Source organism: 'Nostoc azollae' 0708 (genome assembly GCF_000196515.1).
GTDB classification, from domain to species: domain Bacteria; phylum Cyanobacteriota; class Cyanobacteriia; order Cyanobacteriales; family Nostocaceae; genus Trichormus_B; species Trichormus_B azollae.
In genome coordinates this window covers 3,462,621-3,479,277 of the sequence record NC_014248.1, presented here as the reverse complement: position 1 = coordinate 3,479,277, position 16,657 = coordinate 3,462,621, and the positions used below count along the sequence as shown (strand labels likewise).

Genomic DNA, 16,657 nt, shown 5'->3' with positions numbered 1-16,657 from the left:
TCAAACTATCAATTTTCATGCCCGAAATTTCCATCCTTTACCATCCCCATGTACCTGGTTTACCTTTAAAGGATCCCACAATATCCGCAGTGATCCAGCCGCTATAAAATTCACCAGATTGGGGTTTTACTAGCTCATCATTAACATAATAAGCACCCATTAAAGCCGTAATAAATCCATAGTATTTTTGAATGGGGACAAGATTTGTAGTTGGATAAAAATATCTCCAAGCAGCATATTTAAGATGCTTATCACCTATACTGATGTCATAATATTGATATGCACCTTTCCATTCACACAAATTTCTCTTGGGTGTGGCGATTAAATGTTCTAGTTTAATGTCTTCTGGGGGGAAGTAATAGGTAGGAGGATGACTAGTTTCTAAAACTCTTTTTCCTCTGTTGGTTTCGGCTAAAACAATGCCATTGCAAATTACTTTGACATGTTTGTTGATATCTTGTAAAATAGCAGGACGGGGGTAGTCCCAAACCGATTCTTGACCTGCTTGTGGTAGAATTAGATTTGGTCTCATTATGATTTATTTTCTGAATTGATGGAAATTTTTCTAATTATTTAATTAACCACCAGCGGACATTTTTGTGAGTCCTCCATGATAGTTAATAAATTTAGATTCGGCTTTACCAATTTGAGCTAATCGAAATTGCTACTTAGAAATATCCTCATAGCTGAGATGGTGTGTATCACAACTTGGAGTGCAGAAACCACCAATTATAGATGGATCATGTGGCTTTTCTTAGTTCTAAACCATTAGGCCACAGAAGTGGCATTCCCATTTCTCTTGCAGCTTTGGTGATTTCTACAACCTCTTCTCATCCTCCTGGAAACAAGACCCGACCGAGAAATTTATCTGCACTGATGACTGTACATTTTGCTCCTGCTTCTTTTTCCAGAGCAATCTATTTGAGGCTGGTTTGGGGTGACATCCGACGATAGCCAGATGTGTAAGTTGGAGTTTGGTAAAAGTCACATTTGGGATCGCAACCAATGTCGGAATACACCGAACCTATAGGTAGAGGTACGAGGTCTTCAACAAAAGGCTCTTCTTAATATTCTTGTCCTAAACATTGCTTGGCTACTTCTAGCGATGGTAAAGCTGACTCATCAGGACTTATGGCTTGTGTGCGGGTGGGATAATAACTACCATCAGCTAAAATTTACTCCTGTGAGTTTTTCCCAATTTACTCCTGTGAGTTTTTCCCGTGGAGTTTTACCGAGTACATACTTAAAAATTGGCGAGTTAGCTGCACCAGATTTGTCAACTACTATAGCTGTTGCACCTGCATCCAGATAGTAACGAGGTTCAGCTATCGCATGGCATCAGAACCTCCTACTACAACTGGTTTTCCTGGACTGGCAAAATGTGCGCTCGCCATACAGGTTACTTGAGGCTCTTGGGTATAATTAACAGTCACACCCCAAGCATCATAAGCTTGAGGATCTATATCAACAATCCTCTAAAGTCAGTTCAGAATTTAGAGTTACATTGAGCAGCATAATCTTCTGTTAGATATTTACTGGTTTTGATTTTATTTTATTGGGAAATAAAATCAGTATTCAGAAGTTTACAAATATTTTAACTCTTGACTCCTGAATGCTCACATCAAATTTATTCCACTTGACAAAGAATCAATCCAAACCATCCTTTTTCATCTGTCCAACTTTTCAGTGTTTTTAATCCTTTTTTGTCTAGTTGTTTCTCCATAGTCGCTAAATCAAATTTGCGAGAAATTTCTGTCATGATACTTTCTCCATTTGTAAATAAAACTTGTAAATCCAAAAGTTCTAAAGATACATAATGATTTTTTTCGCAATGTAAATACATTTCCATTTGATTATCAACCTCATTATAAATTGCTTGATGTCTAAATAAACTGATATCAAAATTACCTTGAAAGCGCCAATTCAAATGAGAAAGCACATTCAAATTAAAATCAGCAGTTACTTCTTGACTATCGTTATAAGCTGCCTCCAAAATATCCTTGGGTTTTTGTAAATCAACACCTAACAAAAAATAATCACCTGGTTGTAAAGTGCGAGAAACTTGATCTAAAAAACTATCACATCCTTCCGCATTAAAATTTCCGAGTGAACTGCCTAGAAAAAACAACATCCGTGACTGTAAATAATTTGATCCCAGATGAACTAAAGCTTGTTCATAAGTTCCTAATAATCCATGAATTGCAAAATCGGGATATTTTTCTTGTAACTCTAGAACACTAGTTTTGAGGATTTTTCCACTCACATCAATGGGAAGATATCTACAAAAATCTGTAATTTTTTGATAAGCATCTAATATAATTTGAGTTTTAGTAGAACTCCCACTACCCAGTTCTATTAATTCACAACAACGGGTAATTTCTGCAATTTCATCAGCATATTGTTGTAGAATCCAGGCTTCTATACGAGTCGGATAATATTCTGGTAATTCACAAATCTTTTCAAATAACTGAGAACCATGATCATCATAGAAATACTTAGGAGATAAAGTTTTCGGAGTTTGACTCAATCCCTGAATCACATCTTCCCCATTGTTACGTAATTCTTGATGATGATGATCTAAAACTGTTAAAGGTTGAACAATCATTTTCTAAATCCTCTCTATGATTCTGCGTGATAAAGAATATTTATTGTAAATCCTGAGCAACTCTAAACCCAACGTGCTGATAGAAATAGGGACGGAACCAATTACGATAACATGGCGAAGCCATCGTACCATTTGTAGCCCAAGAACCACCAAGCATCATCTGATGTTTAGTATCAAAAAAAGGCGCAGAGTGATCTTCATAAAGATAATGGGGTTGAAATTCTGGTAAGGGGTAAAATGTGTCTCCTAACCATTCCCAAACATTACCACGCAAGTCAGAAATACCAGATCTATGATTTGCAGAAAACATGCCTACGGGGGAAGGTGAAATAAATTGTAAATTGAGATTATATTTATTTACTAAACTAGAACTTTCAAATATTTCTTCTGATATTTTTAGGGATTGATTCCATTCAGCCTCTGTCATTAAACGAGTTTCTGCACCTTGCCATTGACAGTAAGCAAGGGCTTCGTAATGGTTGACTTCTACTGGCCAATCTAAAGGTAAATCTATTTCATCAAATGTGGCACGATAGCGGTAGTTATGATAAATTTCATCGGGTATCCAAAATTTTGGATGTTGAACATTGTATAGTTGTTTCCAGTTCCAAGATTCAGTATTCCAGTAATCTAAGTTATTGTAACCACCTGCCTGGATAAATCCTATAAATTCCTGATTAGTGATTAGGTTTTTACTGGTTAAAAAGGGTTCGACTTCTACTTCTAGATTACCATATTCGCTATCCCAGGCGAAAGTTAAGTCATTTGGACATTTTCCTAATTTCACTACACCACCAGCAATTTCCCGCATTTGATTATCAGTAGATATCCCATTGGTAGGGGCGTAATTCCATCCTTGGGGACGCTTTAATTTATCAATGGGTAACTGACGCAGTAGCATAGATGAGGTTTCAAAATGAATGCGACTGTGTTCTATGCCCATCAATAAAGCCCAGAGGGGGTGTTCGGGATGAATAGGCAGATTTAAAGGAGTATTTTTGAGAATTTTGGTAATTTCTGTTCTGGCTTTTTCTCGATATTGCCAAACTTTTTCTACATCTGGCCAGATGATATCCTTTGTTGCTGCTTCTAGTTCTGCTGGTGTTTCTGGATCAACTCCGATTTCAAAGATAATTTCATATTGGGGATTGATGCGATTTTCTAATAAGCCCACACGAATTAATTTGTTAATATAAAAAACTGCAGAGTGACCAAGATAAAAGATTAATTTATTTCTTAAAGGATCAGGATTGAGGTAAAATACTTCGTCCCTGATTATACTTTTAAGTAGTGTTTCTTCCAGTTGCCAGGAATTTTCAAAATAATCGAGTAGGGTTTTGGAATTGCAATGATTGAGTTTAGGAACTTGATCAGATGCAAGTTTATGGTCTTTACGAACTGTCTCCATGATATAAATTGAGTTCTGTTAAAGATAAAGAGCGATCGCACAATTTTGACTGTCTTTTTATTTAGATATCGCACATTGGCCTTCTTTTGTTAGTTTTAACCAAAATTTAAGACTTTTAAAAGCTTAACTAGTAGAAAATCCCCGACTTTTTCCAGAAGTGGGGGATAAATTCATATTGTTATGAAAGGGGAGTAAGAGGTAGACGTTGGGAAGTCCCATCATTAAAATCAGGTTACATCATCTAAAACATCCTTCCTCTGCGTCCATTCTCAGGTTTGGTTCTTCGCAAAGGTACAACTTCAGCTTCACTACCTTCTCTAGCTACGCGAATCAATAATGCGGAAGCTACTAAACTAGCAATCATAGAATTACCACCATAACTAAACATGGGTAGGGGTAAACCTGTCGTTGGTAGCGCCCCTGTAGCTACACCAATATGTAAAAATGATTGTCCAACCATGACCACAGTTACGCCAATAGCTACTAATTGGGCGGTAGTATTTTTAGCTTTGAGGGCGATAATTAATCCTAATGTAGCAAAGCCAGTTAAAAGGAATAAAAGTAACACACAGCCAATGAAGCCAAATTCTTCAGCGAAGACTGCAAAGATAAAATCAGTATCTTGAATAGGTAGATAAAATAGCTTTTGTTGAGAAAGGCCAAATCCAGCCCCCCAGGTTTTACCTGAACCTACGGCTAGTAAACTTTGTACTAACTGATAGCCATCTCCTGTTGCATCAGCCCAAGGATTGAGAAAAGACATTACTCGTCGGCGTTGATATTCTTTAATACTGATACTGAGTAAGGCTAATAATATTCCCCCTATAGCTGTGCTGCCTAAATATTTATACGGTAATCCTGCGGCGAGGGCAATAAACCAAATAGTCATTCCGCATAGTGCGGTGGTGCTGAGATTAGGTTGGGCTAGAATTCCTAACAGTATAAGACAGAAAACACGCAACCAAGATAGACGAACTCCCCAACTGAGTTTTTCCCATTGACCAAATAATCGCGCACTTTGCAACACTAAAAACGGTTTAATTAATTCCGATGGTTGAATGGGAATTGGACCTAAAGCTATCCACCTGGCAGCATCAAAGGCTTTTCTACCTAGTCCTGGTACGAGGGTGAGAAAAATTAAGATCAGAAAAAAGATCAAAAAGTAGTGAGATACCCCCAGAATTTTCCGCAAGGGCAGATTCACAATAATATTAAAGACAACTAAGGAGACTAAAACCCAAATAATTTGTCGCTTAAAATAGTATAGTCCGTCACCCTGACGTTGATCAGCTACGGCATAAGAGGCGGAGAAGAGGATAATCAAGCCGATAAATAGCCAAACATAAGTTAACCAGCGCACCAAACGCGCTTCTAAAGACCAGCTAGAAACGGAACTATCAAAAATGGGGATTAATTGCCGTAGGTTCACGATGTGTTACAGATGTGGAAACATTAAGTTATTTTAGATTTTTCAGCTTCATTTAGTTTAAGATTATGAAAGTTGGGATCACTTCATTAATTCTCCGATGAAATACTTATAGCAAAATTCAGAAGTTCAGTAGAGACGTTCCACTAGAACATCTGTACAGGAGGCAAAACTGATATATTAGTATCCCCCCTATTCCCTCTTCATATTTGCAAATGACCCTTAATGCTGGGGAAAAATCTCTGCAAAAGATACGGAAATATCTACTTAATTCTATAAAAAACCATTTACTGAGTCTTTACCTAATATCGGTGCTATTATTAATAGACCTCTTGCAAAATTGTTTCTGTGGTATGATAGAGAGTATTATATTTTATGTATTTTTGCTGTTCTTTGCGATCGCTAATTCAAACATAACCGTGTAACTCTAAGTTTTGGCTAAAATAAAGATAAACTCCTTTTATAACATAAAGTTAATTCTGCAAGAGGTCTAATAAACTTGTATCAACTATCACTGCTAATAATTTCTACATCAATGCGGAAAATAACCCTTCTCTCTTGCCAACATCATCCGGGTTTAGCAAAAATCGTCAATAAAACTGGCCCTAATAAATAGTAATGACCTAAACATAAAAGTCCAGCATCAGCACCTAATTGTTGACGCTGTTCTCGACTATATAATTTAATTCCAGCCGGAGAATTAGCCATGAGATTAAATGCTGGATTATTACCAGTAATATCAACTAAATAAAAGCGTCCACCTGGAGAAATTACCCGTTTTATTTCACTGAAAACCTGTTCTGGATGGGGATAATGTAAAAAACTGATGGTATTAAATACCGAATCAAATTGACCTTCAGCAAAGGGAAGTGATTCCGCATTACCTTCAAGATAAATTAAGCGGGGATGGTGGCGGTTCTTCTGTCTAGCTACCCGTAACATTTGGGGAGATAAATCTAATCCTGTACCACGTATTTCAGGAAAATTATTTGCTAATCTATCTAATAATCTTCCAGTTCCACAACCTAAGTCGAGTATATTGGTATTTGATGGTAATTCAACGTAGGAAAGCAATCTTTTATGAATGGCTTGATAGATAAAAGAAGGAAATGTCCAATCGTAACTTGATGCCCAACGATCAAAAATTTGTTTTTTGTTAGTTATAAACTTATTCATTATGATTTCTATGGTATTGTATTTATTTTTCAAGAAATTTTTAAAGAAATAGACCTCTTGCAGAATTAATTATTGTTATAAAAGGGGTTTGTCTTTGTTTTAGGCAAAACTTAGAGTTACACGGTTATGTTTGAATTAGCGATCACAAAGAACAGCAAAAATACATAAAATATAAAACTCTCTATCATACCACAGAAACAATTTTGCAAGAGGTCTAATTTTACCAAAAGATGCAAAGGTACAAAGTTTATTTTGGATCTTTGCACCTTTGCGCGCAATAAAGCTTAAAATTTACAACCAATCTCGATAAGCCGAGATTTCATTAACACCAATTTCAAAGGGCATCCCCTTACCAAAAGGAGGATAAACACGAATTTTCGCATCCTTTGTCAACCTTTCTAATCTATTACCCAATTGGGGAATCTTACTGACTATATGCCAGTAAGATACTATGTCAGGACAGTCAATAATTAACATGAGGGCAGAGGAATTTTTTGTCATATACCACTGACAGTTAGATAGCAGAACTTGGGTAATGTGATCGCACCCATAATAAAAATATCTGCCAATAGACTGCTCTAATTCCATCTGTAGCATACCATCCTGTTTTGTCACCTCCATTGGAGGTAAATCATCAGGTGGAAGCAAGGGAAGTTTAGACATAATTTCGCACCTCTTGATTGTACCGCTCTAAACTTTCTCGATTTTTTTGCAATGAAAAAGATGAGGGTTTAAGCGCCAGTGTGCCGAGATTTAATTCGTCCTGAAATTTCTCGATTTTGCCGCGACAGGTTTCTACATCACCAATAATGGAATTTTCGATCAGAAAGTCTTCTTCAAAACAGATATTTGTTTGATCATAAGCTTTCTGGGGTTGGGGACTATTCTGCATTACTTGAGTTGAATTAGCGGTCATTTTGTTGCTAAATTTGCGAATGAATGGTAAAGCTTCACTCACCGCTTCATCGTAGGTTTTAGCAACAAAAAAGAACCGTGCTAACAGGAATTTATCCGCACCACTGGAATTTAACTGCCGATATTTACTGACCGTATTTTTCAATCTGACCAGAGAAAACGGGGGGCCACCCATTAAACCGAAGGAATTTTCAGCAGCATAGGTGATCGCATCATCATCACCACTGGCAACATATACAGGAATTGGTTTTTGGAGTGGTTGAGGATAAACTGTCAAATCCGCACACTGATAGAATTGCCCATTAAATGTGACGTTAGTTTCATATAAAAGCTTTTGAATCAGTGCTGCTGCTTCCAGCATCCTCTTACGAGATTCATGGGTCGATACACCAAAATGCTGATTCTGTTGAGGAAAAGGACCACCCTTAGCTATCCCAAAAGCTAATCTACCACTACAGAGATTATCCAAAGTTGCCATATCTTCAGCTACCCGAATTGGGTTGTGAAACGGTAATAATACCGCTCCTGTCCCCAAACAAATAGTTGACGTAACACCTGCCAAATGTGCCATTAACGGCACAAGTGACGGGCTGAGATTGGATTCATTAAAATGATGCTCACTCACCCAAGCTTCTTCAAAACCCAAGTTCTCTGCCTGTTTCACCAGTAAAACTTGTTCAAAGATAGCGCGACGGGCATCTTGGTGATAATTGTCGTAATTGCAGAACAGTCCAGTTTTCATGCTTGGCAAAATTTTAGTACAGCACAGCAGAAATAATTAGAAAGTTAGAATCAAACAAAAACGTAGATAATATGAGCATTCCTGCCTTCTAGGTTCTGCTTTCTAGCTTCATTTTCCTGCCATTAGGCTGCCACTAAATGCAACTCCAACCACAAGCGCGGTTGAGATAATTTAAGTTTGGACATCGGATCCCGCAGCAATCGCTTGGCATTGATGAAAACTACTTGAATTAGTCCCATATTTTCTGCTATTTCCCTCAATATTTCTTTTTGCGCTTGCACTAATGGCATCATTTGTTCCGAACAATAAATTCCTATATATTGAAAGCGTTTAGCAGGTCGTCCCCAGAAGCCGGTGATGACTTTCACATGACACCTCTCCAGTAGTTCCCCAGTCCTAGGGTAATAATGTTTGACAACTCTTGTGAACTCTTGAGCTAGGATATCTTCAGCAATCATTTGACTGATATTTCTGTAGCGTCCATCACTACGATTTAGTATAACATTATTTTCTGAAATCAACATGACAATTAGACAATTTAATGTAAAAAATATATTAAAATTATTCTGAATTACCATGACAAAAAGGGGTGTACTTTAATTAAGTATCACCCCTAAATAATGACCATATATAGCAACTAAAAGGCGCAAAATCCAGAAGCTAAAAACAATGCACCAAAAAGCTTTTACTCTTGACCGCGAACCGCTGCTGTATTGTAAGCATTCAGCCATCAGCCATCAGCCATCAGCCATCAGCTTTTTCAGGCTAACGGCAAAAATACGTATTTGATAATTAACCAATTTGTCAAACATTCTGACTCCTGACGCTGTATTTTATCGGGAATTGCGTTCAGCGACTAAAACATCGGCAATGATATATGGAATATTTTTTAAATCCAGATATCCTTCAGAACCAGAGATAGGAGAAATGAATGTATAGTTGGGGTCACAGCTTCCTGTATCGTAGACCTGAATAAACCACTTATCAGGAAAACCTTCAACACCCAATTCTACAATATACCAAAACTCACCAGTTAAGCGGGAGTTAAAGATAGTAAACCAATCTCGATAATCTTCTGGAATATTCCAGTCTGCCAAGAGGAACTCTAAACCTATTCGTCCAGCATCAGTTGATGTCAATAGCATTATTACTCCTGATGTACAACCTCATTAGAAACTTCAGGATATAAACCCAATTGTTTCGCTAGTTCCCGTGCTATAAAAAATAAAAACTGAGCGCCATCTTGATTACCTTCATGGGCAAACATAGTGGCTACTTGTAGCATTGAATGTATTAAACCAGAATCAATTAACTCTGGTTGAGCCTCCAAAACTTCTGGTTCTTGGCCATTAGGACATCTGAGCAGTTCATCAATCAAATTAAAATACTGTATTTGGCGTTCGTCTGTCATGGTAAATTAGTTTAAGGTGAATAAGAAAACTGAAACTTATTGCTCGATGCTTTGCTGCCAAAGTCTTTCTAGCATTTCGACTTGTGCTTTTAAAACAGCAGCACGATAGACAAGATACCTGTCGTAACCAAGAATCCCGAAGCCAATACCAATAGGTGTAAACAAAACCAACCATTGCAGAATCGTGGCTATCTTATATTGTTCAGCTAGAATTTGCAGTTGCACAAAGAAATTATGTCGAGATAATTTTCTGTTAGCTGGAAATTGAGGAGTATTTATGCTTTCTAGCTGAAGAGATAAAGGGTTATAACCTTTCTTAATCTTCGTGACTTGACAGGATAAATTCTGTGTATTAACTAACTCTATATGTCGTCCACAGATTAAATTAAAGACAATTATTCCCGGATATAAGATTGCTAAAGTAACTAAACTAGCTGTCAGCACATCTAAAAGTTTTAATTTCATCCTTGCTCTCCCTTGCTAGGTGAAAATTACCCAGTAAGAAAATATATTTTATGGACTAAAATTACACCTTTGTATTGTCAATGCTCAAAGACCCATCGAATTTTATTTTCTGATTTAGTGAGTTTTGATTCTTAAAATATATCTGGTATATGATACCCAATAATTTAATTTCTGGTTCGAATCTAAAACTATCAATCTAAAAATTGTAGGTTTATGAGTTTAGAATTTATGCGCATAGCACTCATAAAGTATGACTAAGCAATTCAAAATTAAAAATCTCAAATACACTCCATTTTGTATTGGTTAATACTGACAGGATTTACCCTTCTTCGCATGCATAAAGATGAGAATCAAATGAGAGTTAAGAAGTCCCCCCTAGTTCTCTAGATTTTCATCTAGGAATTTCGGGGGGTAGAGGGGAATCTCTGCGTAAATCCTATAAATGTTTATATCAGCCCCTCTCCTCAACCCAGTTTACTCGACTGAAATTAAGATTATTAAAATAATTACATTAGCACTCAAAGCCTGTAAGACTTATCTAGTAAGATCTATAAAATTTCTATGGGGTAGAGGTCCTAGTGTTTTTCGGAGGGGGTACTAGCATTTATCGGATAGGGTGCGGGGATTTTTGTACTCAACATCAAGGCTTTACTTGTCAATGATTGATAATTTTTGAGGGTGAGTATTAGCTATTAAAACTTGTACTCAAATCACAGTATATCATGACAAATTAGATCTGAATTAAAAATAAACTAAATGACTGTAAAAATATATTAAATATTTGTAAATAAATCACCTAACCTTCATAAGATCAGCAAATGTAGATGTCTAAGACCTGGGATAATTTTATTGATATAATCTAATTGATATAAACTCTGCGACAGATACTAGTACCGCAAGGACGAATTCAAAATGCTTCTTTCAGAAGACCTAAGCTAACAAAATATCTCCTTCTGAGACGCTACGCGAACAAAATTCAAAATGTATACAGCGTGAGCTTTTCACAGATTTGCAATGGTCCGTTTATTTACGCCTTACTGTACTATCCCTAAGAATTTAGGGGTTAATTATTGATTTCATTCAGCATCCAGTAATTATGACTGTTGCAGACCTTGGTGATATCTAATTAACTAAATGTTGATTAATTACACATTAAGGTTGTAAACAAACATATTGTATTGTAAATACAGACTGAAAATTTCTATTTAATTACGATATTAATTAGGAGCTAATAGATGCGAATAGCTAAAGACGTAACAGAACTTATTGGAAAAACCCCCTTAATTCAGCTAAATGAAATTCCTCAAGCTGAGGGAGTAGTTGCCAGAATAGTTGTTAAATTAGAAAGTATGAATCCGGCTGGTTCGGTCAAAGATAGAATTGGCGTAAGCATGATTCTGACAGCAGAAGCAGAGGGGACTATTTCACCAGGAAAAACAATTTTAGTAGAAGCAACTTCTGGTAACACAGGTATTGCTTTAGCAATGGTAGCAGCAGCCCGTGGTTACAAATTAATTTTAACTATGCCAGAAACCATGAGTCAGGAAAGACGAGCCATGCTGCGGGCTTATGGTGCTACTTTGGAATTAACTCCAGGAAACCAAGGAATGGGGGGAGCAATTAATAAAGCTGAGGAAATTGTCACTAACACTCCCAACGCTGTAATGTTACAACAATTTAGAAACCCCGCTAACCCGAAAATTCACCGAGAAACAACGGCTGAGGAAATTTGGGCGGATACTGATGGGGAAGTAGATATATTAATTGCTGGTGTAGGAACTGGAGGAACAATTACTGGTATTGCAGAGGTAATTAAACAACGGAAACCGAGTTTTCAGGTGATAGCTGTAGAACCTAGTAATAGCCCAGTTCTGTCTGGAGGTAAATCAGGTTCTCACAAAATTCAAGGTATTGGTGCGGGATTTATTCCTGATATTTTGCGTCAAGATTTGATTGATGAAGTGGTTCAGGTTAATGATGAACAAGCAATGGAATATGGACGCAGATTAGTGAGGGAAGAGGGTTTATTATCAGGTATATCTTCGGGTGCAGCTTTATGTGCGGCTATTGAAGTGGGTAAACGCCCAGAAAATGCTGGTAAATTAATTGTGATGATTCAGCCTTCTTTTGGGGAACGTTATTTGAGTACATTGATGTTTCAAGAATTGATGAGTTAAGGAAATCTAACCTACCCGCTACAATAGTGAGTAGGATTTAAAATTGCTAAACCCCTACCCACTTCATAAAGTTTTAATACTAAAATGCTCACCCTCTTGACTAACAAGGTTTATTCTCTTGCCCATGATAGGTGCGTAAAATAATCACATGATCAATGTAAAAATCAGCTAGTACCGCCTTAAATTCAAAATGCTTCTTTCATAAGAGCTACGGTAACAAAATAGTGCTTCCAGCAGGCTGCGCCAACAAAATTCAAAATGTATACGGCGTGAGCTTTTCAGAGATTTGGAATGGTTGATTTATTTAGGGTTTGCTGAAAAAGTCATGAAAAGGCAAGAGAAGAATTGACTAAATAGTCAGACAGGGGAAACGATAAGTTTTTGTGGGCTGCGATTATCCAAAACATAATTTTCATTAATAAAAGAAGTAAAAAAAGATGTGGTTTTGAAAAATACGCATAAAAAGACATAAAAAAGCCGTAATAGGAGGTTCCTGCTTTCCCACGGACAGGGCTAATATGTGGTTGGTTTAAACTGACAATGCGGTCTTCTACACTCTGTTTTTTATTTTCATAAAACCCACCTTCCGCACCCTAACTGTCACAGATAGTAGTACACAAGAACTAAAGATCCTTGAAGGAAGAAAAGGCTTAATAAGAATAAGTATGATTAAAATGGCAATAGAGTGGGAGAATAAAGTTTTGTGAAGAAGATAAAAGAAAAGAAAATTGAATGATTTAAAAATTAAATTAGAACAGAAGAAGAAATGATTGAATCACAACAGGAGTTGTGGATAATTCTGTTGTGAAATCAAAGCTTCAAAAAATGGAGATCAAAACCTAGACCATTTAGGCATAGTAGCAGGAATAATAGACGCCATAGGAGTAGTAGAAATAATCCTTGAAATTGCAGAGAAAGTAAGTCCAGGTTATGTAGTAAAAGCCATGATAATCAACGGGTTAGGATTTGTATAAAAACCCGTATATATGTTTCCCCAAGATTTTGAAACAATCCCCTGTGAGCATCTAATAGGAGCAGGAGTAACACCAGAATATCTCAAGGACGATAAACTGGGGAGAGTCATGGATGAACTATTTATAAAAGGATTGGATAGAATATTTTTTCTTGTCGCCTTCAAAGCAGCCCAAAAATTTGGAGTATCCCTATGAGCAGGCCATCTAGACTCATCATAAATGCACATACATTGGCAATATAATACCAGCTTACCAGAAGTAATATTTGAGAATCAAAAAGTAGGAAATAATCAAGAACTAGAAGAATTAGCAGTAAAATCACCAAAAGAAATAACCATCACCTACGGTTATTCTGGTGACCATAGACCGGAGTTAAAACAGTTCATCATAGAAATGATATCGTCATGAGATGGAGACATACCAATATATATTTTTAAAACTAGCATCGGGAAACCAAGCAGATTCATCATGCTTTGGTAAAATAGCAGTAGAGTACCAAAAACAGTTGAAAGTTAATAGTCTCATAGTAGCAGACTGGGCCTTATATACAGAATGAAATCTGAAAATGATGTCAGCTTTAAGCTGGTTATATCCAGTGCCATTAAGCGTAAAATCAGCACAATGATTAATATCAACATTACCAGAACCAGAATTTGTTGATAGTAACTTACCCCGATATAAACTAGCTTCAAAAACAGTAAATTATGCAGGCATAGAATAAAGATGGTTAGTAGTGCAAAGTCAAAAAAGAAGAGAATCAGACATGGGTAAACTCTCACAAAAAATTACCAAGGCACAATCAAAAGCTGTGCAAGTTTTGAAAAAGTTATCACCAGAAAAATTCGCTTGTGAAGCTGATGCTATCAAGGGGTTATCTAAACTATTCAAACAATTCAAATATCACCGAATTAACCAGAGTAACGTTACTCAAATCAAATCTAAGAAAAAAGATAGTTCAGGAGAGATATCCTAATGAAATATCAGCTACAGTCTCCCAGAATGAAAGTAAAATTAATACAGAATTTCTGAGGGCAGGGCCTTTTATTTTTGCTACAAACCTTTTGGATTCCAATGAACTTACCCATGACTCCATCTTGAGTGAATATAAAGCTCAACAGTCTTGCCAGAGAGGGTTTGCTTTTCTCAAAGACCCATTATTTTGTGCAGACAGTATTTTCCTAAAAAGTCCAGAGAGAATAGAGTCCCTGGGAATGATTATGGGTTTATATCTGCTGGTTTATACTTTAGCGCAACGACAAATCAGAACCGCTGTGAGAGAGTCTAAATCAACAGTAAAAAATCAATTGGGCAAACCAACTGACCGCCCCACTTTACGCTGGATTTTTCCATGCTTTCAGTCTATTTATTTAGTTACACTTAACCAAGAAAAACACATCTGTTACTGGACTCAAGAGAGAGATTTCATTGTGAATCTTTTACCAGAGCATTGTTTTCCCTACTATCAATTAGTTACCTAATTTCTCTCTCTATTAATTTAATTTCTATCAGAAAATAACCTCATGTCGTTGATTTATAGCTCTACTTTACTATGTCCATAATTTCTTTTTTTACTTCAATCTATTAGTCTAAGTTATGATTTATTTCTTGAATATCTGCCTTTATCTGTTGAGCAGGGCGAACGCATGTAAATATGGTACATCTTATATACTAAGAACCGAGAAAGGTAGGGAGGGCTGATGATATGGAGGTTGACCAATGAGGCTCTGATGGTAAGGTCATTGTAAAAGTAGAAGAAGAAAGTCCCAAAAAGTGTGAAGCTCAAGCCCGAAATCACGATTACTGACCACGTTGCACAGATGGAAGATCCAAGAGTAGAGGGGAGGAAACGACACAAGTTAATTGACATTCTTACCATTGGAATTTGTGCAGTAATTTGTGGAGCAGATAGTTGGGTGGCAATTGAACTCTATGGCTGTACAAAATATAAGTGGTTAAAAACCTTTTTAGAACTAGGAAATGGGCTCCGGTCCCAGGACACATTTGGAAGGGTATTTTCACAATTAAATCCGCAACAATTTCAAAATTGTTTCTTGAACTGGATGAAATCAGTACATAAGATAAGGGATGGTGAAGTTGTGGCAATTGACGGGAAAACTTTATGTAGTTCTCATGGTAAAAATAGTGACTAGAGTGCAATCCAAATGGTAAGTGTATGGGCAACTACAAATAGATTAGTGTTGGGACAGGTGAAGGTGCATGAGAAGTCAAATGAAATTACAGCAATTCCCGAATTATTAAAGGTTTTAGAATTAGCTGGATGTATTGTCAGGATTGATGCCATCAGGTGTCACAAAGACATAGTAAAGTTAATTACGCAAGAAAATGCAGATTATGTAATTTCTTTAAAAAAGAACCAAGGTAATCTGTATGAGTCAGTAGAACAGCTATTTAAGTCAGGGATAAGTACAGGTTTTCAAGAGCTTCAACATAGCACATATAAAACCGAAGAAACAGGGCATGGTCTTCATGACATCCACAATTATGTGATGTTACCTGGAATTGGGTTTCAGCTTGACCCTGATTCAGTTTGGTCAAATCTAAAAAGTGTTGGGATGGTAGAATCTATCGGATAAGTGGATGATAAAACAACAGTAGAGACTCGTTATTTTATTAGTAGTCTTGACTCAAATACAGAACAATTGGCTAATTCTGTCCGCAGCCATTGGGCAATAGAAAATTCATTGCATTGGGTATTAGATGTAGCTTTAAAACAAGATGACTGCCGGATTAGGAAAGATAATGCTCCACAAAACTTTGCAGTAATGCGGCAGATAGCAGTCAATCTTTCGGGTAAAGAGAACCCCGTGAAGCGGGGGATAAAAAATAAACAGTTTTTGGCAGCAATGGATAATAACTCTTGAGAAAGAGTTTTAGCTTTAGCCTCAACTAACTTGTCAACAATTTACTTAATATTTTCTTCTACTTATTTTTACAGATAAGTTTACCTATTTATGGATGAATAGTTAGCTCATTTATCCTTAGCTAAGAGTTATTCACTTGGAGATAAGCTAATTCATCGCCTAATAGAAAAGTGATTGATTTTGTTTATATATCCATCAAGCTTTGTACTTATATATATAGATGATTTTAAAATCCTCATTAGTTTTTATTAGGAAATAAGCTGCGTTTCCCCTGATCTATTGACTCCTCTGGGCCGTGTTATTTCTTATTGCTCCTTATTAAGAATAGGTTTTGATGCTATTTTTGGTGCTTTACTGTTTCTCCAATTCCTTTTTTCACTGCATATGTTTGTCTTTATGCTCACTTGGATCTTTTCTCTCCGTAATTTCTCTCTGTGGCAGTTTAGGGTGCGGAATGTGGGCTATAACCACAGTTG

General features: G+C 36.6%; 13 protein-coding genes and 3 pseudogenes. 5 read left to right on the top strand and 11 right to left on the bottom strand.

Annotated elements, in window-relative coordinates; genetic code table 11:
- Positions 1 to 37: 37 nt before the first annotated feature.
- Positions 38 to 532, bottom strand: a complete 495-nt coding sequence (locus AAZO_RS16180) for a DUF427 domain-containing protein (protein ID WP_013192072.1) — start codon at positions 530 to 532, stop codon at positions 38 to 40.
- Between the two features lie 606 nt (positions 533 to 1,138).
- Between AAZO_RS16180 and AAZO_RS38790 the strand changes: the two genes are divergently transcribed.
- Complete coding sequence (locus AAZO_RS38790; protein ID WP_228371241.1) at positions 1,139 to 1,312, top strand: hypothetical protein; 174 nt, start codon at positions 1,139 to 1,141, stop codon at positions 1,310 to 1,312.
- Between the two features lie 315 nt (positions 1,313 to 1,627).
- Here the strand turns inward: AAZO_RS38790 and egtD are convergent, their stop codons facing one another.
- The 10 genes from egtD to AAZO_RS16125 all read right to left on the bottom strand — a co-directional run bounded on the left by egtD (position 1,628) and on the right by AAZO_RS16125 (position 10,148).
- Positions 1,628 to 2,605, bottom strand: a complete 978-nt coding sequence (egtD, locus tag AAZO_RS16170; RefSeq protein WP_013192071.1) for an L-histidine N(alpha)-methyltransferase — start codon at positions 2,603 to 2,605, stop codon at positions 1,628 to 1,630.
- Positions 2,606 to 2,645: 40 nt separating this feature from the next.
- Positions 2,646 to 4,013: a 5-histidylcysteine sulfoxide synthase gene (ovoA, locus tag AAZO_RS16165; RefSeq protein WP_013192070.1), complete on the bottom strand. Its 1,368-nt coding sequence runs from the start codon at positions 4,011 to 4,013 to the stop codon at positions 2,646 to 2,648.
- Positions 4,014 to 4,254: 241 nt separating this feature from the next.
- Positions 4,255 to 5,442: an FtsW/RodA/SpoVE family cell cycle protein gene (locus AAZO_RS16160; protein ID WP_013192069.1), complete on the bottom strand. Its 1,188-nt coding sequence runs from the start codon at positions 5,440 to 5,442 to the stop codon at positions 4,255 to 4,257.
- 564 nt (positions 5,443 to 6,006) lie between these two features.
- The gene (locus AAZO_RS16155) at positions 6,007 to 6,615 is read right to left on the bottom strand and encodes a class I SAM-dependent methyltransferase (RefSeq protein WP_013192068.1); all 609 of its coding nucleotides are present in this window, start codon (positions 6,613 to 6,615) and stop codon (positions 6,007 to 6,009) included.
- Between the two features lie 291 nt (positions 6,616 to 6,906).
- The gene (locus AAZO_RS16150; RefSeq protein WP_013192067.1) at positions 6,907 to 7,278 is read right to left on the bottom strand and encodes a hypothetical protein; all 372 of its coding nucleotides are present in this window, start codon (positions 7,276 to 7,278) and stop codon (positions 6,907 to 6,909) included.
- A complete protein-coding gene (locus AAZO_RS16145) occupies positions 7,271 to 8,272 on the bottom strand; it encodes an LLM class flavin-dependent oxidoreductase (protein ID WP_013192066.1) in 1,002 nt (333 codons plus the stop codon). The genes AAZO_RS16150 and AAZO_RS16145 overlap by 8 nt, the downstream gene beginning before the upstream one ends.
- A 122-nt stretch (positions 8,273 to 8,394) precedes the next feature.
- Positions 8,395 to 8,730, bottom strand: coding sequence for a hypothetical protein (locus AAZO_RS16140; protein WP_041643312.1), 336 nt, complete (start codon positions 8,728 to 8,730; stop codon positions 8,395 to 8,397).
- A gap of 375 nt (positions 8,731 to 9,105) precedes the next feature.
- Entirely contained in the window at positions 9,106 to 9,417 is a 312-nt protein-coding gene (locus AAZO_RS16135; RefSeq protein ID WP_013192064.1) for a hypothetical protein, read from the bottom strand.
- 2 nt (positions 9,418 to 9,419) lie between these two features.
- Positions 9,420 to 9,683 carry a hypothetical protein gene (locus AAZO_RS16130; RefSeq protein WP_013192063.1) on the bottom strand — a complete coding sequence of 88 codons (264 nt, stop codon included), beginning with the start codon at positions 9,681 to 9,683 and terminating at the stop codon, positions 9,420 to 9,422.
- A 36-nt stretch (positions 9,684 to 9,719) separates the two neighbouring features.
- Entirely contained in the window at positions 9,720 to 10,148 is a 429-nt protein-coding gene (locus tag AAZO_RS16125; RefSeq protein WP_013192062.1) for a hypothetical protein, read from the bottom strand.
- Positions 10,149 to 11,383: 1,235 nt separating this feature from the next.
- Between AAZO_RS16125 and cysK the strand changes: the two genes are divergently transcribed.
- The 4 genes and pseudogenes from cysK to AAZO_RS38765 form a co-directional block, all read left to right on the top strand.
- Positions 11,384 to 12,325: a cysteine synthase A gene (gene cysK, locus AAZO_RS16120; RefSeq protein WP_013192061.1), complete on the top strand. Its 942-nt coding sequence runs from the start codon at positions 11,384 to 11,386 to the stop codon at positions 12,323 to 12,325.
- Between the two features lie 825 nt (positions 12,326 to 13,150).
- Positions 13,151 to 14,777: pseudogene (locus tag AAZO_RS43905) on the top strand (IS1634 family transposase).
- Positions 14,778 to 15,071: 294 nt separating this feature from the next.
- Positions 15,072 to 16,181: pseudogene (locus AAZO_RS16100) on the top strand (ISAs1 family transposase).
- A gap of 255 nt (positions 16,182 to 16,436) precedes the next feature.
- Positions 16,437 to 16,643, top strand: a pseudogene (locus AAZO_RS38765) (C4-dicarboxylate ABC transporter); the annotation flags it as partial.
- Between the last annotated feature and the right edge of the window lie 14 nt (positions 16,644 to 16,657).

Bases quoted from the DNA above. Each gene is read 5' to 3' on its own strand.
- AAZO_RS16155 (WP_013192068.1), bottom strand. From the start codon at position 6,615: ATGAATAAGTTTATAACTAACAAAAAACAAATTTTTGATCGTTGGGCA.
- AAZO_RS16135 (WP_013192064.1), bottom strand. From the start codon at position 9,417: ATGCTATTGACATCAACTGATGCTGGACGAATAGGTTTAGAGTTCCTC.
- AAZO_RS16140 (WP_041643312.1), bottom strand. From the start codon at position 8,730: ATGATTGCTGAAGATATCCTAGCTCAAGAGTTCACAAGAGTTGTCAAA.
- egtD (WP_013192071.1), bottom strand. From the start codon at position 2,605: ATGATTGTTCAACCTTTAACAGTTTTAGATCATCATCATCAAGAATTA.
- ovoA (WP_013192070.1), bottom strand. From the start codon at position 4,013: ATGGAGACAGTTCGTAAAGACCATAAACTTGCATCTGATCAAGTTCCT.
- AAZO_RS16130 (WP_013192063.1), bottom strand. From the start codon at position 9,683: ATGACAGACGAACGCCAAATACAGTATTTTAATTTGATTGATGAACTG.
- AAZO_RS16125 (WP_013192062.1), bottom strand. From the start codon at position 10,148: ATGAAATTAAAACTTTTAGATGTGCTGACAGCTAGTTTAGTTACTTTA.
- cysK (WP_013192061.1), top strand. From the start codon at position 11,384: ATGCGAATAGCTAAAGACGTAACAGAACTTATTGGAAAAACCCCCTTA.
- AAZO_RS16180 (WP_013192072.1), bottom strand. From the start codon at position 532: ATGAGACCAAATCTAATTCTACCACAAGCAGGTCAAGAATCGGTTTGG.
- AAZO_RS16150 (WP_013192067.1), bottom strand. From the start codon at position 7,278: ATGTCTAAACTTCCCTTGCTTCCACCTGATGATTTACCTCCAATGGAG.
- AAZO_RS16145 (WP_013192066.1), bottom strand. From the start codon at position 8,272: ATGAAAACTGGACTGTTCTGCAATTACGACAATTATCACCAAGATGCC.